This window comes from Paractinoplanes polyasparticus (assembly GCF_019710575.1).
GTDB classification, from domain to species: Bacteria; Actinomycetota; Actinomycetes; order Mycobacteriales; family Micromonosporaceae; genus Actinoplanes; species Actinoplanes polyasparticus.
In genome coordinates, this window is record NZ_JAHWFK010000001.1 from 286,369 (window position 1) to 311,884 (window position 25,516).

The following is a 25,516-nucleotide window of genomic DNA, read 5'->3' on the forward strand; positions in this document are numbered from 1 at the left end:
TACGGGATGGCTTCACGGGGCGGCTTCACGGGGCGGCTTCACGGGGCGGCCTCACGGGGCGGCCTCACGGGGCGGCCTCACGGGGCGGCTTCACGGGGCGGCTTCACGGGGCGGCGAAGCGCAGGATCCGGTCGTCGCCGTCACGGACGTCGCCGCGGCCGTCGGTGTTCGACGTCGTGAGCCACAACGAACCGTCCGGGGCGACCGCGACCGTACGCAGGCGACCGTACTCGTTCGTGAGGAGCGCCGCGGGTGTCCCCAGGCCGTCACCCTCGATCGGGACGGTCCACAGGCGTTCTCCGCGCAGAGCGGCCACGTACAGTGTGTCGCCCGCGATGGCCAGGCCGGACGGCGAGGCGTCGCTCGTCGCCCACGTGACCAGCGGATTCGTGAAGCGGCCGCCGTCGGTGTCGCCCTCCCCCTCGACCTCGGGCCAGCCGTAGTTCCGACCGGCCTCGATGAGGTTGACCTCGTCGAGGTCGTTCTGCCCGAACTCGGTGGCGAACAGGCGGTCGTCGCCGTCCCAGGCCAGGCCCTGGACGTTGCGGTGGCCGAGACTGTAGACCGGCGACCCGGCAGTCGGGTTGCCCGGCGCCGGTTCCCCTTCCGGGGTCAGCCGCAGAATCTTGCCGTTCGGGCTGGCCGGATCCTGCGAGTCGCCGGTCTCCCCCGCGTCCCCGGTGCCGACGTAGAGCAGGCCGTCCGGCCCGAAAGCGATGCGGCCGCCGTTGTGGAAGCCGGCCTTGGCGATGCCGTCGAACACAACTTCGGGCGCGCTCTCGTTGCCCAGCCGGAAGCGCACAATCCGATTGTCGTCGGCGGCGGTGAAGTACGCGTAGACCCACTCGCCCCGGGCAGCGATCCCCAGCAGCCCGCCCTCGCCCGAGGCGGCGACGCCCGGAACCTCGTACACCGGCTGGGGTTCCCCCTCACCGGTGACCCGCAGGATGCGGCCGGAGTCGCGCTCGGCGATCAACGCGTCGCCCCCGGACAGGAAGGCCAGGCCCCACGGCACGTCGATGCCCGTCGCAATCTCCTCCGCGGCGCCGAGCGCGCCGCCGCCGCTGCCACCCCCGGAGGCACCGGGCTGAGGGCTCCGGGCGGGTTGGTCGGGCGGCTCGGACGTGCCGCACGCGGCGAGGACGAACAGCGTGGCGGCCAGGGCGGCGAGTGCTCGCAAGATGATGCCTCCGTCGTCGGGATCTCCATACTGCCGCCACCCGGCGAAACTCCACCGAAAGACAGCCGTGCCTACGCAGACGCCCCGAGCGCCGGACAGGTTCCTCCGATCGCAAGCCTCCCGTCACGCCCGAGCTTCAGCCGGCGACCTGCTGCTGACCGTGCATACGTCGCCGGGCAAGCCACGGATCGGGTTCCTGCTCGTTGATCAAGACATGACTCGCTCACGAGCCGCCGTCCCGGCTGCCGCGCTGGCTCTCGGTCTCGCTCTGTCGGGGGCCCTCCCCCTCCCCTCCACCGATTCGCTGCTCGCACCGCAGCCTGCATCCGCTCACGCTGCCGCGTCCCACGCTGCCGGGACGCACGCTGCCGCGTCCCACGCTGCCGGGCCGCACGCTGCGGCTGCGGAGCCGGCTGGGATCGGGCAGGCGATCGACGACATCCTGGCTGATCCGGTGCTGGCGGGATCACAGGTCGGTGTCGTGGTCGCCGACGCTCGCACGGGGGCCACTCTCGTGGATCGCGGGGGCGCGCGCCGGCTGCTGCCCGCGTCGAACGCCAAGCTGTTCACCTCGGCCGCGGCCCTGGCGATCCTCGGCCCGGGGCATCGGTTCGCCACCGAGGCCAGGGCTTTCGGCGTACGGCGGGACGCATCGTTGGCCGGCGACCTCTACCTGCGGGGCGAGGGCGATCCGGCGCTCACCCCGGCCGGGCTCGACGCGCTGGCCCGGGACGTGGCCGCGTCCGGGTTGCGCGAAGTGACCGGCGATGTGGTGGCCGACGACACCTCCTTCGACTCGCAACGGCTGGGGCTGGAGTGGGCGTGGGACGACGAGGCGTTCTCGGGGGCGGCTCCTGTCTCGGCGCTGACGATGGCGCCGGACAAGAACTATCTGGCCGGGACGGTGAACGTCAAGGTGGCTCCGGCGCCTGTGGACAGACGGCCGGCCCGGGTTTCGGTGAGCCCGCGCAGCAGACAACTCACCGTGGTCAACCAGGCGATCACGGCCCACGGCATCACCCCCGTCTCCGTCACGCGGGGCCACGGCACCGACGTCCTCACGGTCACCGGCGCCATCCCGAAGGGCTCGCCCGCCGTGGTCGAACCGGTCACCGTCCGGGACGCCACAGCCCTGACCGCCGATGTCTTCCGGCAGGCGCTGCGCCGTCAAGGCGTACGGGTGAAGGGCCGGATCGTCACCGGCCGCACCGCCCCGGCCGAGGCAGTCACGCTCGCGCGGCACCTCGGACCGCCGCTGCGGGATCTCGTCGCACCGCTGCTCAAGCTGTCCAACAACGGCATGTCGGAGCTGCTCGTCAAGGCGATCGGGCGCAAGGCGGCCGGGGCCGGCTCGTGGCCCGCGGGCACCAACGCGATGGCCGCCTATCTGGGCCGGCTCGGCGTCGACACCGCCACGATGCGGCAGGTCGACGGGTCCGGGCTGTCCCGGCGCAACCTCGTGCCGCCCGGCGCGTTCGCCCGGTTCCTGGTCGCGGTGCGGGCCGAGCCGTGGTTCCCGATCTGGTTCGCGGCCCTGCCGGTGGCGGGCGATCCCGACCCGATGATCGGCGGCACGCTGCGCAACCGGATGCGGGGCACCGTCGCCGCCGGCGCCGTGCGCGCCAAGACCGGAACGCTCACCGGCGCCTCGGCTCTGTCCGGATACGTCACGACGCCGGGCCACCGTCCGCTCGTGTTCTCGGCGATCGTCAACAACCAGCTGTCACCCTCGGTCACGCCCGTGCTCGACCGGATCGCGGTTGCCCTCGCCGGTTATCCACAGGCCCCGGAAACTGTCGGCCCGTCCCTGTAGTTTCGCGGCATGCCATCGACCTCGCCGGATCTGTTGCCCGAGACCACCCGCGCGCTGCGCCACCGCCTGGCCACCACCCAGGTTTCGGCGCGGGCGCCCTCCCTGGTGGCCGCCGTCGTGCGCGACGGCCGCCCGGTGTGGCTCGAGGGCTGGGGCAGCGTCGACGGCTCGCCCCCGGGCGGCGACGTGCAATACCGCATCGGCTCGATCACCAAGACGTTCGTGACGCTGCTGGTGCTGCGCCTGCGCGACGAGGGCCGCCTGACGCTCGCCGACCCGCTCGACCGGCACCTGCCCGGCACGGCGGTCGGCGAGGCCACCATCGGCTCGCTGCTGTCGCACACCGCGGGCCTGGCCGCCGAGCCGCCGGGTCCGTGGTGGGAGCGCAGCCCCGGCTCGCTGCGCCCCGAGGTGGCTGACGTGCTGCTCGACGATCCCCTGGTGCACCCGCCGGGCCGGCGCTTCCATTACTCGAATCCCGGCTTCGCGCTGCTCGGCGCGCTCGTCGCACAGCTGCGCGGCAAACCGTGGACGGAGGTGCTGGCGGCCGAGGTGCTGGCGCCGCTGGGCATGACCCGCACCGGCCCGCATCCGGCCGCTCCGCACGCCGAGGGCTGGGCCGTGCACCCCTGGGCCGACGTGCTGCTGCCCGAGCCGATCCAGGACTACGGAGCGATGGGCCCGGCCGGCGAGCTGTGGTCCACGGCAGACGACCTGGCCCGTTTCGCCGCGTTCCTGCTGGCCGGCGACGAGCGGGTGCTGCGAGCAGACAGCCTGGCGGAGATGCGCGCTCCTGCCTCTGCGCCCGAGGTGAGCTCGTGGCAGTCGAACTACGGCCTCGGCACCCAACTGCTGCGCCGCGGCGACAGGCTGCTCGCGGGCCACACGGGCTCGGTCCCCGGCTTCCTGGCCACCGTGTGGGTGAGCCACGACGACGGGCTGGGCGTGGTCGCTCTGGCCAACACCACGGCCGGCATCCCCATCGGCGGCTTCACGGCCGACCTGCTCGAGCTGGTCGCCGACCGCGAGCCCCGCATTCCCGCCCCGTGGCAGCCGCTGCCTCAGGTCGACCGCGCACTGCTCGATCTGGCCGGCCCCTGGTATTGGGGTCCGGCTGCGTACGGCCTGCGCCCCCTGGCCGACGGCTGGCTGGAACTGGGCTCGCTGGCCGGCGGCGACCGTGGAACCCGCCTGCGGCCCGCGGCCGACGGCACGTGGGTCGGCCAGAGCGGCTACTTCGCGGGTGAATCCCTGCGGCTGCGACGCGACGAGAGTGGCGCCGTGACGCATCTCGACCTGGGCACGTTCGTCTTCACCCGCCGGCCCTACGACCCGGCCGCCGTCATCCCCGGCGGCGTCGACGAGCCCGGCTGGCGCGCGGGCAGCCCGGCAAGCGCGTAGGCCCGCCACAACACGCGGGCCCGCCACAGCACACGGGCCCGGCACAGCACACCGGCCCGGCACAGCACACCCGCCCGGCACAGCACACCCGCCCGGCACAGCACACCGGCCCGCCACAGCACGCAGGCCCGCCACAGCACGGAGAGCCGGCAGCCGGCGGCGGAAACGCCGCGGAGCCGTCGCCCGCTGGGCGGGACGACGGCTCCGTGGCGGGTGGCGTCAGCTCTGGCGGCGCAGGGCGGCGTCGATGGCCTCGATGATGCGCGGGCGCATCTCGGCGGCCTTGATGACGGCGTCCACCGAGCCGACCTCGACGGCGCGCTGGATGCTGTGAACGCGGTCGAACTCCGTGGCTACCTCGCCCAGCTTCTCGGTGCGAACGGCGTTGCGCAGCTCCTCCAGCTCGGCGGCCAGAGCGCTGCGTTCGGCGCCCGCGGCGACGGCCAGGCGGGCCTCGGCCTCCTTGACCCGGGGGTCGGCGGCGGTGCGGCGGTTCACGTCGCCGGTGAAGACGACGGCCGCGGCGGGGGCGCCGCCCAGCACCGAGGCGAAGGAGCCCTCGAGCGCCAGCACGGTCATGTTCGGGTTCAGCATCTTGGAGAAGACCACGAACGCGCCGCCGTGGTAGCGGCTGATGACCGTGAAGATGATCGGGCCGCGGAAGTTGACGATGGCCCGGCCGATCTCGGCGCCGTACTCGAGTTGCAGCTTGCGCATCGACTCGGGTGAGCCGTCGAAACCGGACAGGTTGGCCAGCACGACCAGCGGGCGGTTGCCCGACGCCGCGTTGATCGCCCGGGCCGCCTTCTTCGACGAGCGCGGGAACAGCGTGCCCGCCGTGTAGGTGTCGGGGCCGTCGGTGGGCGGGAAGCCGCGCCTCGGCACCGACTGCGACTCGATGCCGAGCAGGCACACCGGGATGCCGCCGAGGTGTACGTCCTGCACCACCGCGGTCTCGGCGTCGGCCATGCCGGCCCAGCGTTCCAGCACCGCGTGGTCCTGGTCGGCGAGGGCGCGCATCACCACGCGGATGTCGAACGGCTTCTTGCGGTCGGGGTTGGCCGCCGACGAGAAGATCTGCCCGACCGTGGCGAAGTCGCTGCCCGGCACGTCGTGCGGGAAGTCGGAGATGTCGCGGGTCACCGGGTCGGTGGTGGCGGCCCGCCGCGGGCCCGCCTCGCCGGGTACGACGTACGTGTGGTCGTAGTGGGCCATCAGCACCTCGCGGGCCGCCGCCAGGTTGGGCGCCCAGTACTGCGCCTGGCCGTTGGGGCCCATCACCCGGTCGTAGCCGCCGATGCCGAAGTTGTCCTCGGCCGACACGCCGCCGGAGAAGTCGAGCGACTGCTTGCCGGTCAGCACCATGGCCGAGTCCGGCGTCATGATCAGCACGCCCTTGGTGTGCATGAGCATCGTGGCCTCGGCGTTCCAGTACGGCTGGGCGCCCACGTTGATGCCGGCGACCACGATGTTGATCTCGCCGCCGTCCTGGGTGAACTCGACGATCCGCTTGAGCGCGGCCGCCACCCAGTCCATGTTCTCGGTGCCCGACTCCATCGAGATCCGGGCGCCGGCCGACAGCGCCCACCATTCGAGCGGCAACCGCAGCGACGCGGCGAGGTCGATGGCGGCGATCACGCGGCGGCACTCCGGTTCGGAGAGCGCGCCCAGGGCCTTGGTGGGGTCGCCGAGCAGCACGACGCGGGTGATGCCCTCGTCGTGACGCTCGGTCTTCGTCGTCACCACGCCGGCGACGAGCGCCGCCGTGTTGCGTCCCTTGGGCCGGTCGACCGGCACGAGCGTGTTGGTGGCGTCCAGGTCGTGCTCGACGAACGAGCCCAGCAGACCCGTCAGCTCGTACGGGTAGACGGTGTTGCGAGCCGCGGCGCGCAGCACCTTGAGGCGGTAGTTGTCGAGCGGCTCGATCGGCTCCTCGGCGGGCTCGCCGACGGTGAGCACGGGCGCGCCGGTCGCGTCGTTCGAGATGCGCACGGCGACCTTGGCCAGGGCGCCGGTCGACGGGTCACGGTAGCGGCCGATGAACAGGATCTCCTCGAGGCCCGCGCCCACGCTGGTCGGCAGGACGCGGCGGGCGATCATCTCCATCTCCTCGGGGGTGATGGAGATCGGTGGCCACACGTAGATGACGATCCGGTTGGTGCTGAACCGCTTGTCCGACGGCCGCTGGGCCTGCGCCCGGCGGATCGAGTCGAGGCAGGTGGCGATCGTCTCCTCCGCCGTGGGCAGGGCGACCAGGCGGCCGTCGTGCTCGCGCAGCTCGGTCAGGTCGCGCACCTGGGCGAACGCCACGAGCCGGTCGTCACCCGGGTTCTCGCGGGCGACACAGCGGAAGAGGTAGATCTCCTCGTCCGAGGACGGCAGGCGGGTCAGGTCGAACTTGCGGAGCCGTTCGAGCTGCATGCGCTGCGCGATGTACGGGTGCAGGCCGCGGATCAGCCGCTCCTCGGTGAACCCGGCGCTCGACGGCCGCCACGTGAAGTGGTGGTGCATGACCGCGCCGCCGCGCCCGGCGACCGTGGTGGTGAGCCGGCGCACCGCCGAGGGCAGCGTGTGGGCGCTGACCACCTCGTGCAGGGCGGCCGCCATCGCGTCGGGATCGGTCGGCTGGCCTTCCCACGACAGGTAGATGTCGGCGTCGATCGCAGCGTCCGCGCTCAGCGCGGCCAAGCCGTCGAGCGCCTCGCCGAGCTGGTCGAACGGGACGGCGGCGGAGGCGATCCACGAGCCTTCCCGCTCGGCGACGAGGAACTGGCCGGCGGTGCGGACCCCGGTGAGGCCCTTGTTGCCGTAGTACCGCCGCGTCAGCACCTCGAGCATGACCGAGTTGTCGAGGTCGTGCCGCACGAGGCGCTGGCCCAGCAGGCGCACCAGCGGCTCGGTGCTGCGGACCATCTCGGCGATCCGCTCGGCCCGGTCGGGCGCGGCCGGCTCCAGGTCGAGGTGGCGCAGGTTCTTGCGGACGCCGGCGTAGACGCGGGCCCGGTTGCGCAGCAGCAGCGGCTGGCCGAACCACGAGAAGACCACGCCGCGGGCCAGGTCGGCCAGCGCCGGGTAGCGGACCTGGGTGGCCGCGATCAGCCGTTCCAGGGCCAGGCCGGTCGGCTCGCGCAGCGTCTCCTCCGGCGGGGAGGAGCGCAGCCAGGTGCGCAGCAGCGTCGCGACGAGGTTGGCGTCGGTCGCGGCACGCTGCTGGGCCAGGAAGATCCGGAAGACGGCGGCCTCGAGCCCGGGCGTGCGCTCGAGCTCGGTGATGCCGTAGTGGCCGAGCGCCTTGGACAGCCGGGCCTGGAACGACTCGGGGAGGCCGGCCCGTTCGACGTCGAGGCTCTGCAGGTAGGTGTGGAAGTACTCGCGGGCGCTGCGCACGTGCGTGTCGCCGGGGCCCTCCTCGCCGGCCGGGCGGTTGCGGCTCAGCTCGGCGAGGTCGGCGAACACCTCGAGCAGCTCGACCTCGCCGGCCAGCGGACGGTGGCCGGTCTCGGCCGCGGCGGCCAGGTAGTCGGCCAGCACCCGGCGTTCGTCCAGCGGGTCGACGTCGAAGCCGAGCAGCTGGCTGCGCAGGTCTTCCTGGCCCTGGGCGGCGCGCCGGGCGGCCGACGCCTCGGCGGGCGCGGGGGGCAGGTCGATCTCGTGGGTCACGGCCGCCGCGTCCTGTTCGGCGTCGGCGTCGCCGATCGGCTCCAGGCGCAGCAGCGGCGCCCCCGAGTCGACCTTGGCGCCGACGGTGACCAGGCATTCCTTGACGCGGGCCTTGAACGGGGCCCGGATCACGGCCTCCATCTTCATGGCCTCGAGCACGAGCACGGGCGCGCCCGACTCGACCTCGGCGCCGACGGCGAGGGGGGTGGCGATGACCAGCGCGGGCATCGGCGAGCGGAGCACGCCGCCCTCGTCGCGGCTGACCCGGTGGGTGACGCCGTCCACCTCGACCAGGTGAATCGCGCCGTGCGCGCCGGTCAGGATCTTGTTGCGGGAGCCGTTGACGGTGATCCGGCCGGTGTGCTGGTCGAAGCGTTCCAGCTCGACATCGGCCAGGCGCAGGTCGGCGCCGGCCTCGATGCCGACGCGGAACCGACCGGCGCCGACCCGGGCCACGCGGACGCGGTAGGTGGCGCCGCGCAGCTTGAGGTCGAGGGGACGGCCGCTCTCGTGGCGCACCTGGGGGCGGCCGCCGAACGCGGTCGACAGCAGGCGCTGCTTCTCGGTGAGCTCTTCCTCCTCGTACGCCTCGATGGCGGCCACGGCCAGCGCGACGGCCGAGTGCTTGTGCGAGACGAGGCGGCCCTCACCGCGTACGCGGTCGATCCACCCGGTGTCGGCCGAGCCGTCGATCACCTCGGGCTGGTCGAGCAGGTCGAGCACGAAGCTCTTGTTGGTGGCCCCGCCCTCGATGACGACGGTCGTCTCGGCCATCGCCCGGCGCAGGCGGCCCAGGGCCTCGTCGCGGTTTTTCCCGTACGCGATGACCTTGGCGATCATCGAGTCGAAGTCGCCCGGAATGGTGTCGCCCTCGCTGACGCCGGTGTCGACCCGGATGCCCGGACCGGCCGGCAGGTCGAGGCGCGCGATGCGGCCCGGTGACGGTGCGAAGTCGCGGTCGGGGTCCTCGGCGTTGAGCCGGGCCTCGATGGCGTGCCCGCGCTCGGCCGGCGGCGAGCCGGTCAGGCGCCCGCCCGAGGCGACGTGCAGCTGGGCCTTGACCAGGTCGAACCCGGTGGTCGACTCGGTGATCGGGTGTTCCACCTGGAGCCGGGTGTTGACCTCGAGGAAGGCCAGCAGATCGTCGCCGGGGTGGTAGAGGAACTCGACCGTGGCCGCTCCGCGGTAACCCACCGCGACCGCCAGCCGCTCGGCCGACGCCTTCAGCTCCGCCACTCGCGCCGCCGGCAGCACCGGCGACGCCGACTCCTCGATGACCTTCTGGTTGCGGCGCTGGACCGAGCAGTCGCGCACGCCCAGCGCCCACGCCGTGCCCTCGCCGTCGGCGATGACCTGCACCTCGACGTGCCGGGCGCCGGTGACCAGGCGTTCCAGGAACACGATGCCGCTGCCGAAGGCGCGGGCCGCCTCCTGGCTGGTGCGCTCGTAGGCGTCGGCCAGCTGGTCGGGGTCGCGCACGACGCGGATGCCGCGGCCGCCACCACCGGCGGTCGCCTTGAGCATCAGCGGGTAGCCGATCGTCTCGGCGGCGGCCAGCGCGGCCTCGAGCGTCTCGACCGAGCCGCGGCTCCACGGCGCGACGGGGACGCCGACCTCCTCGGCGATCAGCTTCGCGCCGATCTTGTCGCCGAGCTTGCGCATCGCCTCGGGGCTGGGCCCGACGAACGTGATCCCGATTCGCTCGCACAGCTCGGCGAACGCGGGATCTTCGGCGACGAAACCCCAGCCGACCCAGGCGGCGTCGGCGCCCGAGTCGATCAGCGCCCGTTCGAGCGTCTTGAGGTCGAGGTACGGACGGGAAGCGGCCGGACCCAGGTCGTACGCGATGTCGGCCTCGCGGACGAAGGTGGAGCCCCGATCGACGTCGGTGAACAGCGCCACCGTCTCGATCGGGGCGCCGGTCTCCGCGGCCAGCTCACGGACGGCGTGGATGAGACGCATGGCGGCTTCACCACGGTTGACGATGGCGATACGACTGAACACTCGAACGGGCCCCTACCTCTGCCAAAAAGCTTCGACAGGAGACTACAGAAGTGCCGCGCCGGGGGGTACGGCGTTCGGCCCCGGGTACTACCGCTAGCAGGAATGCGTACCCGTAATCGACCTGGAAGCCTGGAACCCGTGACATTGCGTTGCCTGCTCGTTGACGACAACGACCACTTTCTCGCCGCCGCTCGCGACCTGCTGGAGCGGGAGGGAGTGGTGGTGGCCGGCATGGCGTCCGACATCGCCGGGGCGCTCGGGCGCGCCGGCGAGCTGGTCCCGGACGTGGCCCTGGTCGACATCAACCTGGGCGGCGAGAACGGCTTCGAGCTGGCTCGACGGCTGGCGCCGACCCCTGTGATCATGATCTCCACCCACAGCGGGGACGACTACGCGGATCTGATCTCCGACTCGCCCGCCATCGGCTTCCTCAGCAAGATCGAATTGTCCGGCTCCGCCGTGCGGTCGCTGGTCAGCGCGCTTCCAGGAAGGTGAGCACGGCCAGCACCCGGCGGTGGTGATCGTCCGTCTCGGGCAGCTTCAGCTTGCTCAGGACGCTGCGGACGTGCTTCTCGACCGTGCCCTCGGTGATCCACAGCCGCCGGGCGATGCCGGCGTTGGACTGTCCCTCGGCCATCTGGGCCAGCACCTCGCGCTCGCGGGTGCTGAGCGCGGCCAGCGGGTCGTCGCGGCGGCGGGCGGTCACCAGTTCGGAGACCAGGCCGGGGTCGATCACCGAGCCGCCGCCGGCGATCCGCTCGACCGCGGCCAGGAACTCGGTGACGTCGGTGATCCGGCTCTTGAGCAGGTAGCCGATGCGGCGGCCGCCGGCCAGCAGCTCCATCGCCTGGTCGACGTCGGCGTAGGCGGAGAGCACCAGCACGCCGGTGCCGGGCAGCTCGGAGCGGATCTGCTGAGCCGCCTGCAGGCCCTCGGTGGTGTGGGTGGGCGGCATCCGCACGTCGACCACCACCAGGTCGGGCCTGGTCGCCCGCACCAGCTTCATCAGCTCGGTGGCGTCGCCCGCCTGGCCGAGCACGTCGAGCCCCTCCCGGGTGAGCAGGCTGGCGATCCCCTCGCGCAGCAGCACGTCATCCTCGGCCAACACGACCCGCAGCCCCGTCATGGGCCAAGATTAGGCGACTACCGGCTAGCCGGTATCGAGGAGTGGGGGTGGCCTCGATGTGGGCGCCGCCCGTTTTCACGAGTCTGTTCACATGTGCAACCACACCCCTGAGTGCCCGGCGATCGACCAGCCGGGGTGGGACACCGCAGCGACGCTCGTCCACCACGAGGACCTCGGCTGGCGCATGCTGTGCAACGGCGCCGTCGTGCTGGACGCCGCCGTCACGCCGCTGCCGGCCGTGCCCTTGATACCCGCACGAGCGACGCGCACCAGAACTCGTACGCGCAAAAACGCACCCAGCCGCAAGCGGACCGCTCAGCCGATCGCCGCCTGAGCGTCGCGCCCGCCGTCACCTGGTTCCAGCGGGATGCGGGCCGTGACCGTGGTGCCGGCGCCGGCCGGACTGGTCACGTCGAGTGTGCCGCCGAGCGCCTCCGTGCGGTCCTTCAGGCCGAGCAGCCCGGTGCCGCCCGCAAATTTGGCGCCGCCCCCGCCGTCGTCGTGAACCCGCAGGTGCAGGCAGTCGTCCTCGATCTTCACCGAGATCTCGACCACCGTCGCCCCCGCGTGCTTGACCGCGTTGGTCAGCACCTCGGAGGCGATGTAGTAGGCCCCCACCTCGACCGGCTGGGGCAGGCGGCCGTCGAGGCGGACGTCGACCTCGACCGGCAGCGGCGAGCGGCGGGCCAGCGCGCGCAGCGCCGGCCGCAGACCCGAGTCGGACAGCACGGCCGGGTGGATGCCGCGGGACAGCTCGCGCAACTCGTCGATGACCGTCATGAGATCGGCGCCGATCTCGGCCACCTCGCCGGGCTTGTCGCCGTCGTGCGTCGCCGTCCGCAGGCGCAGGGCGAGCGCGACGAGCCGTTGCTGAGCGCCGTCGTGCAGGTCACGCTCGATCCGGCGGCGGGCCTCGTCGGCCGCGGCCACGATGCGGGCCCGCGAGCTGATCAGCTCGGCGCGGCTCTGCGCGTCGGCGACGGCGGTGGCCACCAGCTCGGTGTACTCGCTCATCCGCGCCTCGGTGTCGTCGGGCAGCTGCGACTCGGCCGATCCGACCGAGAACATGCCCCAGAGCCGGCCGTTCACCACGACCGGCACCCCGGCCGCGGTGGCGTCGAGGCGGAAGGCCCGGCCCCCTTCGCGTACGTGCCGGATCAGCGCCTCGGGCACGGCCGGCTCGGGCCGGCCGGCGCAGGCGAGCTCGGTGGTCGTACCGTCCAGTTCGTACCGGACGAGGGTGGCGTTGTCGCTGCCCAGGTGGTCCCGGACCTCGCGGGTGACCGCCTCGAAGACGCGTTGGGGCACCTCGCCACGGGCGATGAGCAGCGCGAGGCGGCGCAGTGAGGCCTGCACCTCGGCCATGTCGCCGCGCGCCCGCTCGGCCGCAACCGCCCGGCGGCTGGTGACCGTGGCCACGGTGCCGACGATGACGGCCATGCCCAGGAACGTGGCGAGCAGCGTGTAGGTGGCCTCGGACAGCTCGCGGAAGGGCGGAAGGTAGAACCAGTCGTACGCGAGGATCGCGGCCGTGCCGATCGGGAGCGCGAAGAGGATGCCGAGAGTGCGCGCGAAGAGCAGCACAACAGTCAGGAGCACGGCGGCGAACGGGATGGCGTGGATGTCGTCGCGCGCGAGCGTGCAGACCACCCGCGCGACCACGAACGACCCGGCGCCGGCGACGGCCGCCAGGGCGACCTGCAACGGCAGCGGGATCCGCGTACGGGAGAGCACGCGCTGAGGCTACCCGCGAACCACCCGATCGCCTGCGGCGCCGATCACCTCGATGCCCTCGCCGGTCGCGACGAGCACCTCGGTGCCGGCGTCCCGGATGGCCTCGACCTCGCGGATGTCGGCGCTGACGTCGGTGACCAGAGCGGACACGTCGGTCACGGAACAGATGCCGGCCAGGCAGACCTTGCCGACCTTGGAGCCGTCGGCCACCACGATCACCTGGTCGGCCCGGCGGATCATCGTGGCGTTGGTGTTGGCCTCGATCTCGTCGTGGGTGGTGAGGCCGCCGCGGGCGCTGATGCCGTCGACGCCGACGACCGCGACCTGCATGTTGAGCCCCTGCAGGGCGTTGTCGGCGATGGGACCGACCAGCTCGTACGACTGGGTGCGGGAGACGCCACCGGTCATGATCAGCTTCAGGCGCGGGCGCAGGGCCAGCTCGCCCGCGATGTTGAGCGCGTTGGTGACCACGGTGAGGTCGACCCGGTCGGCGATCAGGCGGGCCAGCAGGTGCGTGGTCGTGCCGCCGGTGAGGCCCAGCGTCAGCGGGCCCTTGCGGAGCATGGAGGCGACCACCCGCGCGATGGTCGTCTTCTCCTCCCGATGCTGGCCGGCGCGGTAGCGTACGGGCAGCTCGTAGGCGACGTCCATGGCGACCGCGCCGCCGTGGGTGCGCGAGAGCAGGCGCTGGTCCTCGAGCACCTGCAGGTCGCGCCGGATCGTCGCCGGTGAGACGCCGAAGACCTCGGAGAGGTCGCCCGCGTCGACCGAACCGTGCTCGGAGACGCGCTCCAGGATGGCCGAGACGCGCTCGGCGCGGCGCAGCGACATGGGTTCTCCCCGCCTTGGTGGATGATCAAATTTCTTGAGCAAACGCGCAGTCAAAATAGTTCGTTTCTTGTCGAAGCGCCACGTTCTCTTGTGCGAGTGTGAGCGACGACCAACAATCCGCCCATGACGGTGATCGCTTTCCTGGGCGCCGGCAGCGTGGTCTTCACCCGCGAGCTGCTGGCCGACATCCTGTCCTTCGACGAGTTGCGCGACGTCACCCTGGCCCTGCACGACATCGACCCCGAGCGCCTCGAGACGGCCGAACTGATCGCCCGGCGCACCGCCGGCCAGTTGGGCGCGACACCGGCGATCACGGCGAGCCTCGACCGCCGCCATGTGCTGGACGGCGCGGACTTCGTCATCAACTCGATCCAGGTCGGCATGTACGAGGCGACGGTTCGCGACTTCGAGATCCCGGCCAGGTACGGGCTGCGGCAGACGATCGCGGACACCCTCGGCGTGGGTGGCATCTTCCGCGCGTTGCGCACGTTCCCGGTGCTCGACGGGATCGCGTCCGACATGCTCGAGCTCTGCCCCGACGCGTGGCTGCTGAACTACACCAACCCGATGGCGATGAACGTCGCGTATCTGAGCGCGATCGCGCCGGACCTGAAGGTGGCGGGGCTCTGCCATTCGGTTTTCTGGACGGTTCACGATCTGGCCGACCTCCTCGGCGTGCCGCTGGACGAAGTGGATTACACCGGCGCGGGCGTCAACCATCAGGCGTGGTTGCTGCGCTTCGAGCACCGGGGCGAGTCACTGTATCCGCGTCTCGACGCCCTGCTGGCCGACAATCCACAGCTGCGACGGCGCGTGCGGATGGACATGTACCGACGGCTCGGCTACTTCCCGACCGAAACGAGCGAGCACTCGTCCGAGTACGTGCCGTGGTATCTGCACAGCGACACCGAGATCGAGCGCCTGCGCATCCCGGTCGGCGACTACCTGGGCATCAGCGCCGACAACGTGAAGGACTACCACGCGACCCGGCGCGCCCTGCTGGCCGGCGAACCGCTCGATCTGACCCGCGAGGCCACCGAGTACGCGCCGCAGGTTATCCACAGCATGGTGACGGGCGAGCGGCGGCGCATCCATGCCAACGTGCCCAATCGCGGTCTCATCTCGAACCTTCCCGAGGGGTACGCGGTGGAGGTGCCCTGTGTGGTCGACCGCCTCGGCGTGCGGCCCGAGCGGGTGGGCGCGCTGCCGCCGCAGTGCGCCGCGCTCAACCGCTCGTTCGTCAACGTCGGTCAGTTGACCGTTCAGGCCGCGCTCGACGGCGATCCGCGCATGGTCCGGCAGGCCGCGATGGTCGACCCGAACACGGCCGCCACCCTGACTGTCGACCAGATCTGGTCGCTGTGCGACGAGTTGACCGCCGCCCATGCCGACCTTCTTCCAGCCGCGCTTCGTTGACCGCTTCGTTGACCGCCTTGTTGACCAAACGCTCAGTCAAAACTGCTCGCTTACTGCTCGGATCTTGTTAAGCGAGCAGAAACGAGCATAATCCGCAGACATGAATGTGACTTCCGCCGAGGTTGCCAGTCAGCCCGACGTCTGGGCCCAGGCCCTCGATCTCGCGGACCCGGCGCGGCGGGAACTCGCCGCCCCGGGCGAGCGGATGCTCGTTCTCGGCTGCGGCACCTCGTGGTTCGTCGCCGAGAGCATCGCCCAACTGCGGGAAAGCGCCGGCCTGGGCGAGACCGACGCGGTCTGCGCTTCCGAATACGTGCCGCGCCGCCGCTACGACCGGGTGGTGGCGGTGACCCGCTCCGGCACGTCGACCGAGGTGCTGGACGCGCTGCGCCAGGTCCCGGCCGGCACGCACCGGGTCGCCGTCACCGCGGTCGACGGTGAGCCGGTCGACGACCTGTCCGACGCGCGATTGTTGCTCGACTTCGCCGACGAGCGCAGCGTCGTGCAGACCCGCTTCCCCACTTCCGTACTGGCTCTGGCCCGGTCCGCGTTCGGCGCCGACCTCACGCGGGCGATCGAGGACGGCCGAGCCGCCCTGCGAGCCGAGCTCCCGGCCGACCCGACCGGGATCGACCACCTGGTCTTCCTCGGCACCGGCTGGACCGTCGGACTCGCTCACGAGGCGGCGCTCAAGGTGCGCGAGGCGGCCCAGGCCTACTCCGAGTCGTATCCCGCCATGGATTTCCGGCACGGCCCGGTCGCCGTGGCCGGCCCGCGCAGCCTGGTCTGGTCGCTCGGCGATGTGCCCGCGGCGCTGGACGACGTGGCCCGCGGCGCCGGCGCCACCCCGTACCGCGACGCTCTGGACCCGCTCGCCCAGCTGGTGCTCGTTCAGCGTTTCGCGCTCGCCCTGGCCGACCACCGAGGCCTCAACCCCGACACCCCGCGCCTGCTCACTCGCTCAGTCGTGCTCGCCTGAGCGATCCAGCCGGCCACACCGTTTCGCGCAACGGCGCAACGGCGCAACGGCGCAACCGCGCAACCGCGCAACCGCTCAGTCCGAACCGCAACATCGCTCAACCAGATCGTCGTCCTCACCTGAACCGCCCATTTCACAAGCGGAGGTGCCTCGAGATGACCAAACCCCTTCGACTGCTCGCCGGCGGTGTCGGCGCAGCGCTGTTGTTGTCCGCCTGCATGGGCGGCACATCCGACGACGGCAAGGACTCGGCCGCCGGCTACGACCCGGCCGCCACCGTCGAGCTGACCTGGTGGACCGGGCAGACCGAGGAGGCCGAGAAGGTCGCCGAGGGCCTGGCCGCCGAGTACCACAGCGCCCACCCGAACGTCACGATCAAGACCTCGCCCGGCGCCCCGACCACCGACGACCTGCTCACCAAGCTGTCGGCCGGTTTCGCCGGGGGCAGCTACCCGGACATCTCGTACGCCTACGGCAACTGGGCCGGCGACCTCGGCGCCAGCGGCAAGACGCAGGACCTGACCTCGTACGTGCAGGATCCGTCGTTCGCCTGGACGGAGATGCCCGAGGCCGCGCGCACGGTCGCCACCGCGAACGGCAAGGTCATCGGCGTGCCGGCGCTGGTCGACAACCTGGCTGTCGTCTACAACAAGGCGATCTTCGACAAGGCCGGCGTCGGCTACCCCACCGACGACTGGACCTGGGAGGACTTCCGGGCGGCGGCCAAGAAGCTGACCGATCCGGCCACCAAGACGTACGGCACCGCGTACTCCGTCTCGGGCAGCGAGGACACGACGTGGCATCTGTGGCCGCTCCTCTGGCAGAACGGCGGCAAGATCCTCGACGGAACGAAGCCGGTCTTCAACTCCGATGCCGGTGTGGCCGCCCTCGAGACGCTGCGTCAGATGGCCGTCGACGACAAGTCGATGTATCTGGACCAGACCGACGAGAAGTACCACCCCCTGTTCAACAGCGGGCGGGTCGCCATGATCATCACCGGTCCGTGGGCCCTGCTCGAGGTCAAGGAGGCCGAACTCTCGTACGGCGTCTCGAACCTGCCCGGGGTCAACGGTGACCACCAGACCGTCTCCGGCCCCGACCTGTGGGTGCTCTTCGACCATGACGACGCCAACCGGGCCGGCGCCGCGCGCGACTTCGTCAAGTGGCTCACCAGCGCCCAGACCGACGCCAAGTGGAACCTCGCGGTCGGCAACCTGCCGCTGCGGTCGTCCGAGCAGAGCACGCCGGAATTCGCCGCGTACGTGAAGGAGTACCCCGGCGGCCAGAAGTTCTTCGACAATCTGGCCAACGCCAAGCAGGCCCGTCCCACCGTGCCCGGTTACGAGGTCCTGTCCCGCAACGTCGGCGACGCGATCGCCTCGGTTCTGCAAGGAAAGGCGTCGGCCAAGGACGCACTCGACGCGGCCGCCGAGAAGTCGGCCGATGCCGTGGTGAACTGATGGCGTTGACGTTCGCGGCTACCCCGCACGCCGCGGTCCGGAAGGTTTCGCCGCGCGGCCGCGCCGTGCGGCGGAGCCTGACCGGCTGGGCCTTCGCCGGCCCGGCCACCTTCCTGGTCGTCGGGCTGTCGCTGTTTCCCGCGATCTGGGCGTTCTTCATCTCGCGGGCCCGGTGGAACGGCATCTCCCCCGGCGTCCCGGTCGGCTGGAGCAACTACGAGCGCCTCGCGACCGACCCCGACATGCTCGCGGCGGCCCGGCACACGCTGCTGCTGACCGTTCTGTTCGTGCCGTCGTCGATCATCCTGGGCATCGTGGTCGCGATCGCGCTCAATCAGCGCATCCGGCTGATCGGTTTCTATCGAACGTGCATTTTCGTTCCGTACGTGGCGTCGGCCGCCGCCACCGGCATCCTGGCCGGCTTCGTCTTCAATCCGCAGTTCGGCGCGGCCAACGACGTGCTGCGCCACCTCGGGATTCCCCAGCAGCAGTTCCTGGAGAGCCCTTCGCAGGCGCTGTTCGTGATCTGCCTGATCGCGCTCTGGGGCGAGGTGGGCTTCTGCACCGTCATCTACCTGGCCGCCCTGCAGGACATCCCGCGCGAACTGGTCGAGGCGGCCACCATGGACGGCGCTTCCCGCTGGCGCGTGTTCCGCCACATCACATTGCCCGAGCTGCGCCCGGTCACCGTCTTCACCGGCGTGTGGCAGACCATCACGGCCGTCCAACTGTTCGACCTGATCTACACGACCACCCGGGGCGGACCGTTGAACAGCACCCAGACGGTCGTCTACTACATCTACGAGCTGGCGTTCCAGACCCAGCGGCTCGGGTACGGGGCCGCGGCCGCCTATCTGCTCTTCGCGGTCACGCTCATGCTGACCGCCGGCATCATCTGGTACAGCCGCCGCCGTGGCTCGGAGGTCTTCTGATGCGTCGTCGCCTGCCCTTCAGCCCGTGGCACCTGCTGCTGATGCCGCTGGCCCTGCTGTTCGTCCTGCCCCTGGTGCAGATGGTGCTCACCTCGTTCATGAGCAGTGCCGAGATCAACCAGTTCCCGCCCAAGCTGATCCCGACGTCACTGCACCTGGAGGGCTACCGCGCCCTGCTCACCGAGACCCCGGCGCTGCGCTGGTTCGGCAACACGGTTCTGGTGTCGACGGTCGCGGTGCTGGCCCACCTGGTGCTCTGCTCGATGGCCGGCTACGGCTTCGCCCGCCTCAAGTTCGCCGGGCGCGGCCTGGCGTTCCTGGTCATCGTGGCCACCGTCATGATCCCGATCCAGCTGCTGATGATCCCGACGTACCTGATGTTCGCCCGCCTCGGCATCGTCGACACCCTGGCCTCGGCGTTCGTCCCGTGGCTGGCCTCGGCGTTCGGCATCTTCCTGATGCGCCAGTTCTTCCTGGCCCTGCCGGTGGAGCTGGAGGAGGCGGCCCGCATCGACGGCTGCGGCACGCGGCGGACGTTCCGCAGCATCGTGCTGCCGCTGGCCCGGCCCGCTCTGGCCACGCTGGCCGTGTTCACGCTGCTGTCCAGCTGGAACGACCTGCTGTGGCCGCTGATCGCCATCTCGGACGACAACCGCTTCACCCTGCAGGTCGGCCTGGCCAACTTCCAGGGCATGCGGCGTACGGAATGGTCCCAGCTCATGGCGGGCAACGTCCTCGCCACCGCGCCGCTGATCCTGGCCTTCCTGTTCGCTCAGCGGAAGTTCATCGCCACCATGACCTTCAGCGGCCTCAAGGGGTAGCGCTGAGCTATTGATCCGTGGGCAGTTATAGTCCTGGGCTATGACTGTCTCGGCCGACGCGCTGGCGTCGTTCGCCGTCTTCGCCGACCACCTGAACTTCACCCGGGCCGCCGCCGATCTGCACATCTCGCAGCCCGCCCTGCACGTGAAGATTCGCAAGCTGGCGGACGAACTGGGCCGCCCGCTCTATCACCGCGACGGCCGGCGGCTCGTGCTGACCGCCGACGGCGAGGCGGTGGCGCGATTCGCGCGCAGCCACGATGAGCGCCTCGCTCAATTCCTGTCCGAGTTCGCCGGCGCCACGTCCACCCGGCCGGTGGTGCTGGCGGCCGGGCAGGGCGCCTACCTCTACCTGCTCGGCGACACGATCCGCGCCATGCTCGCCGAGGAGCCCACCCGCCTCCGCCTGATCAACTGCGACCACCGCCAGATGATCACCGCCGTACGCAGCGGTCAGGCCCACCTGGGCGTCAGCGTCCTCGACGCGCTGCCGGACGACCTGACCGTCGCCGAACTCGCCACGTTCCCCCAGGTGCTGCTGGCGCCGGCCGGCCATCGCCTGGCCCGGCGGCGCAGGCTCACCCTGCGCGATCTGGACGGCGCCGCCCTGGTGGTACCGCCCCACCAACGCCCCCAGCGGGTGCTGCTCGAACGGTCCTTGCGAGCCGCCGGCGCCGGATGGACGGTGGCCGTCGAGGCCGAGGGCTGGCCCTTGATCAGCCACTTCGCCGCGCTCGGGGTGGGCCTGGCCATCGTCAACGGCTGCGTCCCGACCCCGCCCGGCCTGGTCGCCAAGCCGATCACCGACCTGCCGTCGGTCACCTACCACGTCGTCCACCAGCCGTCCGCCGTCCACGACCCGCGCGTGGCAGCACTGCTCCAGCGTCTGCACGGCGCCGCCCGATGACGCGCCTGCGCCGGCTGCTGACGGTGATCGCCGCGGCGCTGCTCTTCGGCATGCTCGCCGCCCTGGTCAAGGGCCACCACGACGGCGTACGCGACACCATCGGCAACCTCAGCACGCCGTGGCTGCTGATCGCGCTGGCGGCGGGCCTGCACGCACGCTCGTTGCCCCGCGGCGCACTTCTGGGACTGGCCGCGACCCTGGCCGCCCTGCTCGGCTTCTACGTGGTCGTAGCGGTCACCGCCGACGACGGACACCTGGCCCACGTCCTGCGCGAGAACCGTCGCTGGCTCTACTCGGGCCTGCTGAGCGGCCCCGTGCTCGGCGCTTTCGGCGCGTGGCTCAACCGCCGCGCCGCCGACGTGTCGAGGGCGGTGGTTGTCGTCACCGGTCTGCTGCTCCTGCTGGAGCCCGTCGTGATCGTCTCGGCCCGGGTCGTCCCCGGCTGGCGCCAGGTCATCCACTGGCACCTGTCCCCCGGCATCTACGTGGCCGAAGCCGTACTCGGCACGGTCATCCTGCTGCTGGCCCGGCGCCGAGCTGCTTGACTCACTCCCCCGGCAGCCTTGGCACGCTCACGCCGGCGACCACACACCGAACCACTGCTCCGCGCCGAATTTCACGAATCTCTGCGCCTCGGTGAACCCGAGCTTCGCCGCGAGCCGCATCGACCGGTCGTTGGCGCTCTGCGTGCACAGCACCACCGACTCCCCCGGATGCGCACCCGCGAACCAGTCGAGGGCCGCCGCACAGGCTTCCGTGGCATACCCCTGACCCCAGGCCGCGGGCCGAAAGAGATAGCCGAGGTCGACCTCGCCCGACGCCGGCCGCAGCCGGTCGGCCGGCCCCAGGTTGCGCCGCTCGAGCAGCACCAGGCCGATCATCTCCCCGCCGAGGTCGACGACGAAGACCCCCGGACGCCGCCCCGGCACCTCAGGCATCCGGTCGAGCTCGTCCCGCGGCTGCGGGCCGCCGAGGTAGGTTCCCACCTCGGCGGAGGCGTAAATCTCGAGGAACGCCGCCCGGTCGCGGGCCTCGGATTCCCGCAGCACCAGCCGCTCGGTGCGGATCAGGGCCGGCGGCCACCCCTCAAGTCCCAGATCTGCCATCCGCACAGATTAGTTCCTCACGGTTTCGAAGCGGCCGGGGCCGGGTTGGGCAGCGAGGGACGGCCCGCCACCAGATCGGCGATGTCGAGACCCCAATGGCCGAAGCGCGCGTCGAAGCCCGCGGCCCGGCCCGCGGCGCGCGCGGTCTTCGCCTGGTCGTAACGGCGGCGAGCCCAGGTCGACTTGGGCCGGGCCAGCCGGACCGCCCCGACCCAGGCCACCGGCGGCAGGAAGACACCCAGCACCGCCGTCGAGTACTTGCCCTTGCGCACGCAGACGAGCACCACACCCAAATGCACAACCGCAGTGACCGCGATCGCCAGGTGACCGGGCCCGAACCCACTGTCCGAGGTGAGCGGGTTCAACCCGAGCGAGACAAGCCCGAGCACGCCGACCGTGAGCGCCACCAGTTGCACCGACAGCTGCCCCTCCGGCGACCAGTACACGTCCTGCAGATGCAGGATCAGCGCGAACTCGTCCAGAATCAGTGAGGACCCCACCCCGATCAGCACCCCTGCCGCCGCAGCCCAGGGTTGCCGCCCACCCACCGCGACCGACAGGTAGGCGCCGATCAGCGTCAAGACGATCCCCGGCACCGCGTGATGGATGTGAACCCCGCCCGCGACATTGTTCCGAAACGGCCCCACTCCGGCCCGGATCATCCGCGTGATGGTCCGCGTAGTGACAAAGGTGAGCAGGAACGACCCGAACAGCAGCAGGAAAGGCAACTGCTCAGCCCTCATGGAACATCCTCGCGATCCCGCCTCAGCCAACCGTCGCGCGGCAGAGCGTCAACCCGCACGGTACCGAACGCCCAGCCACAAGAACCGCAACGCACCACCCACGGCGCAAGCCCGGCACCCACCTCCAGAGCAGCAGCCGACCACACAAACCGCTGACCCATGACGAAGCACCCGGCATTGTGCACATCCCCGATCCGAGCCGCCGGTTACTCGGGCTCGTAGGGCTGGGGTCAGCCGCTCAGTTCCGCCAACGCCACGACCGCTGGCCGCCGATCGCTCGGCCGCGTGGGGCGGCAGTCAGCCGCTCAGGTCCGCCGGCGTCGCCTGAGCGGCGGTGCCACCCGCCGCCCGGGTGCTGAGCGAACCTGCCGTCGTGGCCCAGCGCAACGACTCGGGAAGATCGTGGCCGGCGAGACGGGCGGCGAGAAACCCGGCGTTGAAGCTGTCTCCGGCGCCGGTTGTGTCCACGACGTCTACCGATACGCCCGGAGCCTCGCACTCGCCGCCGGGCCACCAGGCGCGGGCTCCACGGGCGCCGTCCTTCATGACGACCGTCGTGCCCGTGCTGACCAATTCAGCGGCGGCCGCGTCCGGAGTCGCGGCGCCGGTCACAGCCAGCAGTTCGGCGGCGTTGGGCAGGAACACGTCGGTGTGCTCGAGGATGTCGTTCACGGACGCCCAGGCGCCGGACGGGTCCCAGTTCGTGTCGAGCGAGGTGGTCCGGCCGAGGTCATGTGCGCGCTTGAACGCGCCGGCCAGCCCACTCGCGAGAGCGGGTTGAAGGTAGAGCGCCGACATGTGTACATGACGAGTTGACTGAATCAACATGTCAGTCAAGTCAACATGTCGAAGCGCCGTGATCGTGCCCGGCAAGGTCAGCATCGCGCGGTCGTCCGGTTCGGACAGGATCACCGTCACGCCGGTAGGCACCCCGCCCGCGGCGAAGGGCATCAACCGGACGCCCGCCGCGGTCACCTGCTCCCGCACGAGCGCGCCGAAGACGTCGTCGCCCACGGCCGCCAGCAGCGCCGTGCGCAGGCCCAGCTTGGCACAGCCGACCGCAGTGATCGCCGCGGACCCGCCCAGCACCAGATCGGCCGCGGTGAGCAGCTGTTCCTCCTGCCCGAACCGCGGCCGGACATCGCCGCGCAACAGCAGGTCAGGATTGGCGTCGCCGACCACCAGGACGTCGAACTCGGTCATTCCGCTCCCCCACTGTCCATATGAACATTCCAGCGGCACGATACGCGCATGATCGGCTATTGACACCTGCGCGTTCGATCAGTTGGAATCGGAACAACGATCGCCGCCCAGCCGGTAACCAGTCCGGCAATCAGGTCGCCAGGGCCCGTTCAGCGGGGAACCCGAGGCGGGGCAGATCCTCCCCGGAGCCTGCCCATGATCGTGACTGTCACGCTGAATCCGGCCCTCGACCTCACCTACGAGATCGATGCGCTCGTCCCGCACGGCAGCCATCGCGTCGCCACCGTCGCCGAACGCCCTGGCGGCAAGGGGCTCAACGTGGCGCGCGTGCTCCACACGCTGGGCGAACCCGTCCTGGCCACGGGTCTGCTCGGCGGCCCGACCGGCGCCCGCATATCGGAACTGCTGGCAGCCGAGGGCGTGGCCGGCTCGTTCGTCCCGATCACCGGCGAGACCCGTCGCACCATCGCGGTCGTCGACACCAGCGACGCGACCGGCTTCTGGGAGCCCGGCCCGACGGTCGCCGCCGCCGAATGGTGCCGCTTCATCGGCCACTTCCGGGATCTGATGCGCATCGCGCGGGTGGTCGCGCTGAGCGGTTCCCTGCCGCCGGGCCTGCCTTCCGACGCGTACGGGATCCTCGTCCGCATCGCCGCGGCGGCCGGCGTTCCCGCAGTTCTCGACGCCAGCGGCGAGGCACTCCGCCACGGCTTGACCGCCGGCCCCGCGATGGCCAAGCCGAACGCCGACGAACTGGCTGCCCTGCCCGCCGACGGCACGCCCGCCGGCCTCCGCGCGCTGACGAGCGGCGCGGTCGTCATCTCCCGCGGCCCCGACGGTCTCGAAGCGGTCACCCCCGACGCCGTATACCAATGCGCGCCTCCAACCGCCCTCTCCGGCAATCCCACCGGCGCCGGCGACGCGTGCGTGGCCGCCCTGGCCCGCGGCCTCCGCGACGGCACGCCCTGGCCACCTCTGCTGGCCGACGCCGTAGCCCTCTCCGCCGCAGCGGTGGCCGCCCCGGTAGCCGGCGCCTTCGACCCCGCCACCTATCGCCGCTTGCTGGCCGACTCCCTCCCCACCACCACTGCGACTCCCGCCGCCGACATTCAACTTGCAGCTCGCGACGACCAAGACGATGTGAAGAGGAGTTCTCTGTGCTGACGCCGACCGGTGAACTGGTGAGCACCGCCCTGTCCACAGGTTGCGCCGTCGGGGCATTCAACGTCATCACCGTCGAGCACGCCGAGGCCATCGTCACCGGGGCCGAGCAGGCCGGGCGGCCGGTGATTCTGCAGATCAGCGAGAACGCGGTCCGCTTCCATCACGGCCGGCTGGCCCCGATCGCCGCCGCCGCGCGGGCCGTTGCCGACGCGTCGACCGTGCCGGTGGCGTTGCACCTCGACCACGTCGAGTCCGACGAGCTGCTCGCCCAGGCCGCCGCGAACGGCTTCGGCTCGGTCATGTACGACGCTTCCCGGCTCCCGTACGACCGGAACGTCGCCGCAACCAGTGCCGCCGCCCGGGCGTGCCGCCGGGCCGGCCTGTGGATAGAGAGCGAACTCGGCGAAGTCGGCGGCAAGGACGGCGCCCACGCTCCCGGCGCTCGCACCGACCCGGTCGAAGCGGCCGCCTACGTGACAGCCACCGGCGTCGACGCGCTGGCGGTCGCGGTCGGCTCCTCGCACGCGATGCACACCCGAACTGCCCGCCTCGACCACGGACTGATCGCTCAACTGCGCGATTCTGTCCAGGTACCGCTAGTTCTGCACGGTTCTTCGGGCGTCCCCGACGACGAGCTCACGGCCGCCGTCCACGCGGGCATGGCCAAAATCAACATCGGCACGGCTCTCAACCTGGCCTTCACCGGCGCCGTTCGCACCACCCTGGGCGACCGCCCGGACCTGGTGGATCCCCGTCGTTACCTCGCCCCCGCCCGCGAGGCGATGGCCGCTACGGTGGCCCGAGCCGTCCGTCTACTCGGCGTCCCGGTCCGCGGGTAACCTCCGCGTGGCCGGCGCCGTGGCCGGGGTCAAAGTCCTGCGCGACCTGCCTGGCGAGAGCCGTTCCCCGCACGCGCGGCCAAGGCGGGCGAAATCCGCAAAACTCCAGCTCCTCGAGGAACGCCGCGGCCAACGGCCGCCTGCGCGCCGCGCTCACCGTAGCTCTGCAGATTGCTCGCGGCGAGCACCGAGCGGCG

General features: G+C 71.4%; 21 protein-coding genes. 13 read left to right on the top strand and 8 right to left on the bottom strand.

Annotated elements, in window-relative coordinates; all coding sequences use genetic code 11:
- Positions 1-103: 103 nt before the first annotated feature.
- On the bottom strand, positions 104-1,180 hold the full coding sequence (locus KXC43_RS01355; RefSeq protein ID WP_255643300.1) for a PQQ-dependent sugar dehydrogenase: 1,077 nt from the start codon (positions 1,178-1,180) through the stop codon (positions 104-106).
- A gap of 214 nt (positions 1,181-1,394) precedes the next feature.
- Between KXC43_RS01355 and dacB the strand changes: the two genes are divergently transcribed.
- Both dacB and KXC43_RS01365 read left to right on the top strand, forming a co-directional pair.
- Entirely contained in the window at positions 1,395-2,993 is a 1,599-nt protein-coding gene (dacB, locus tag KXC43_RS01360; protein ID WP_221373995.1) for a D-alanyl-D-alanine carboxypeptidase/D-alanyl-D-alanine endopeptidase, read from the top strand.
- A gap of 9 nt (positions 2,994-3,002) precedes the next feature.
- Positions 3,003-4,394 (top strand): serine hydrolase domain-containing protein, encoded by a 1,392-nt coding sequence (locus KXC43_RS01365; protein ID WP_221373996.1) that lies wholly within the window; start codon positions 3,003-3,005, stop codon positions 4,392-4,394.
- 219 nt (positions 4,395-4,613) lie between these two features.
- Here KXC43_RS01365 and KXC43_RS01370 read toward each other — a convergent pair whose 3' ends face one another.
- Positions 4,614-10,058, bottom strand: coding sequence for an ATP-binding protein (locus tag KXC43_RS01370; protein WP_221373997.1), 5,445 nt, complete (start codon positions 10,056-10,058; stop codon positions 4,614-4,616).
- A gap of 138 nt (positions 10,059-10,196) precedes the next feature.
- Here KXC43_RS01370 and KXC43_RS01375 point away from each other — a divergent pair, with 138 nt between their 5' ends.
- Positions 10,197-10,553 carry a response regulator gene (locus KXC43_RS01375; protein WP_221373998.1) on the top strand — a complete coding sequence of 119 codons (357 nt, stop codon included), beginning with the start codon at positions 10,197-10,199 and terminating at the stop codon, positions 10,551-10,553.
- Here the strand turns inward: KXC43_RS01375 and KXC43_RS01380 are convergent.
- Positions 10,531-11,175, bottom strand: coding sequence for a response regulator transcription factor (locus KXC43_RS01380; protein ID WP_221374712.1), 645 nt, complete (start codon positions 11,173-11,175; stop codon positions 10,531-10,533). The two genes, KXC43_RS01375 and KXC43_RS01380, sit on opposite strands and share 23 nt — an antisense overlap.
- Positions 11,176-11,275: 100 nt before the next feature.
- Between KXC43_RS01380 and KXC43_RS01385 the strand changes: the two genes are divergently transcribed.
- Positions 11,276-11,518, top strand: a complete 243-nt coding sequence (locus KXC43_RS01385) for a DUF5999 family protein (RefSeq protein WP_221373999.1) — start codon at positions 11,276-11,278, stop codon at positions 11,516-11,518.
- On the opposite strand, the gene KXC43_RS01390 is transcribed toward KXC43_RS01385, so the two are convergent.
- Both KXC43_RS01390 and KXC43_RS01395 read right to left on the bottom strand, forming a co-directional pair.
- Positions 11,500-12,918, bottom strand: coding sequence for an ATP-binding protein (locus KXC43_RS01390; RefSeq protein WP_221374000.1), 1,419 nt, complete (start codon positions 12,916-12,918; stop codon positions 11,500-11,502). The two genes, KXC43_RS01385 and KXC43_RS01390, sit on opposite strands and share 19 nt — an antisense overlap.
- 9 nt (positions 12,919-12,927) lie before the next feature.
- Positions 12,928-13,749: a DeoR/GlpR family DNA-binding transcription regulator gene (locus tag KXC43_RS01395; RefSeq protein WP_221374001.1), complete on the bottom strand. Its 822-nt coding sequence runs from the start codon at positions 13,747-13,749 to the stop codon at positions 12,928-12,930.
- A gap of 123 nt (positions 13,750-13,872) precedes the next feature.
- Between KXC43_RS01395 and KXC43_RS01400 the strand changes: the two genes are divergently transcribed.
- The 7 genes from KXC43_RS01400 (at position 13,873) to KXC43_RS01430 (ending at position 20,809) form a co-directional block, all read left to right on the top strand.
- The gene (locus KXC43_RS01400; protein WP_221374002.1) at positions 13,873-15,165 is read left to right on the top strand and encodes an alpha-glucosidase/alpha-galactosidase; all 1,293 of its coding nucleotides are present in this window, start codon (positions 13,873-13,875) and stop codon (positions 15,163-15,165) included.
- Between the two features lie 100 nt (positions 15,166-15,265).
- Positions 15,266-16,144 carry an SIS domain-containing protein gene (locus tag KXC43_RS01405; RefSeq protein ID WP_221374003.1) on the top strand — a complete coding sequence of 293 codons (879 nt, stop codon included), beginning with the start codon at positions 15,266-15,268 and terminating at the stop codon, positions 16,142-16,144.
- Positions 16,145-16,299: 155 nt separating this feature from the next.
- Positions 16,300-17,604: an ABC transporter substrate-binding protein gene (locus KXC43_RS01410; protein WP_221374004.1), complete on the top strand. Its 1,305-nt coding sequence runs from the start codon at positions 16,300-16,302 to the stop codon at positions 17,602-17,604.
- The gene (locus tag KXC43_RS01415; protein WP_221374005.1) at positions 17,604-18,536 is read left to right on the top strand and encodes a carbohydrate ABC transporter permease; all 933 of its coding nucleotides are present in this window, start codon (positions 17,604-17,606) and stop codon (positions 18,534-18,536) included. Before KXC43_RS01410 ends, KXC43_RS01415 begins: the two co-directional genes overlap by 1 nt.
- Positions 18,536-19,357, top strand: coding sequence for a carbohydrate ABC transporter permease (locus tag KXC43_RS01420; RefSeq protein ID WP_221374006.1), 822 nt, complete (start codon positions 18,536-18,538; stop codon positions 19,355-19,357). The genes KXC43_RS01415 and KXC43_RS01420 overlap by 1 nt, the downstream gene beginning before the upstream one ends.
- Positions 19,358-19,397: 40 nt before the next feature.
- Positions 19,398-20,264 carry a LysR family transcriptional regulator gene (locus tag KXC43_RS01425; protein WP_221374007.1) on the top strand — a complete coding sequence of 289 codons (867 nt, stop codon included), beginning with the start codon at positions 19,398-19,400 and terminating at the stop codon, positions 20,262-20,264.
- The gene (locus KXC43_RS01430; RefSeq protein ID WP_221374008.1) at positions 20,261-20,809 is read left to right on the top strand and encodes a DUF6518 family protein; all 549 of its coding nucleotides are present in this window, start codon (positions 20,261-20,263) and stop codon (positions 20,807-20,809) included. The genes KXC43_RS01425 and KXC43_RS01430 overlap by 4 nt, the downstream gene beginning before the upstream one ends.
- Before the next feature lie 27 nt (positions 20,810-20,836).
- On the opposite strand, the gene KXC43_RS01435 is transcribed toward KXC43_RS01430, so the two are convergent.
- The 3 genes from KXC43_RS01435 to KXC43_RS01445 form a co-directional block, all read right to left on the bottom strand.
- Positions 20,837-21,370 (bottom strand): GNAT family N-acetyltransferase, encoded by a 534-nt coding sequence (locus KXC43_RS01435; RefSeq protein WP_221374009.1) that lies wholly within the window; start codon positions 21,368-21,370, stop codon positions 20,837-20,839.
- A gap of 17 nt (positions 21,371-21,387) precedes the next feature.
- The gene (locus tag KXC43_RS01440) at positions 21,388-22,113 is read right to left on the bottom strand and encodes a hypothetical protein (protein ID WP_221374010.1); all 726 of its coding nucleotides are present in this window, start codon (positions 22,111-22,113) and stop codon (positions 21,388-21,390) included.
- A gap of 297 nt (positions 22,114-22,410) precedes the next feature.
- On the bottom strand, positions 22,411-23,316 hold the full coding sequence (locus tag KXC43_RS01445; protein WP_221374011.1) for a carbohydrate kinase family protein: 906 nt from the start codon (positions 23,314-23,316) through the stop codon (positions 22,411-22,413).
- Between the two features lie 195 nt (positions 23,317-23,511).
- Between KXC43_RS01445 and KXC43_RS01450 the strand changes: the two genes are divergently transcribed.
- Together KXC43_RS01450 and KXC43_RS01455 are read left to right on the top strand one after the other, a co-directional pair.
- Positions 23,512-24,480: a 1-phosphofructokinase family hexose kinase gene (locus KXC43_RS01450; RefSeq protein WP_221374012.1), complete on the top strand. Its 969-nt coding sequence runs from the start codon at positions 23,512-23,514 to the stop codon at positions 24,478-24,480.
- The gene (locus tag KXC43_RS01455; RefSeq protein WP_221374013.1) at positions 24,474-25,319 is read left to right on the top strand and encodes a class II fructose-bisphosphate aldolase; all 846 of its coding nucleotides are present in this window, start codon (positions 24,474-24,476) and stop codon (positions 25,317-25,319) included. Before KXC43_RS01450 ends, KXC43_RS01455 begins: the two co-directional genes overlap by 7 nt.
- The last annotated feature ends 197 nt before the right edge of the window (positions 25,320-25,516 follow it).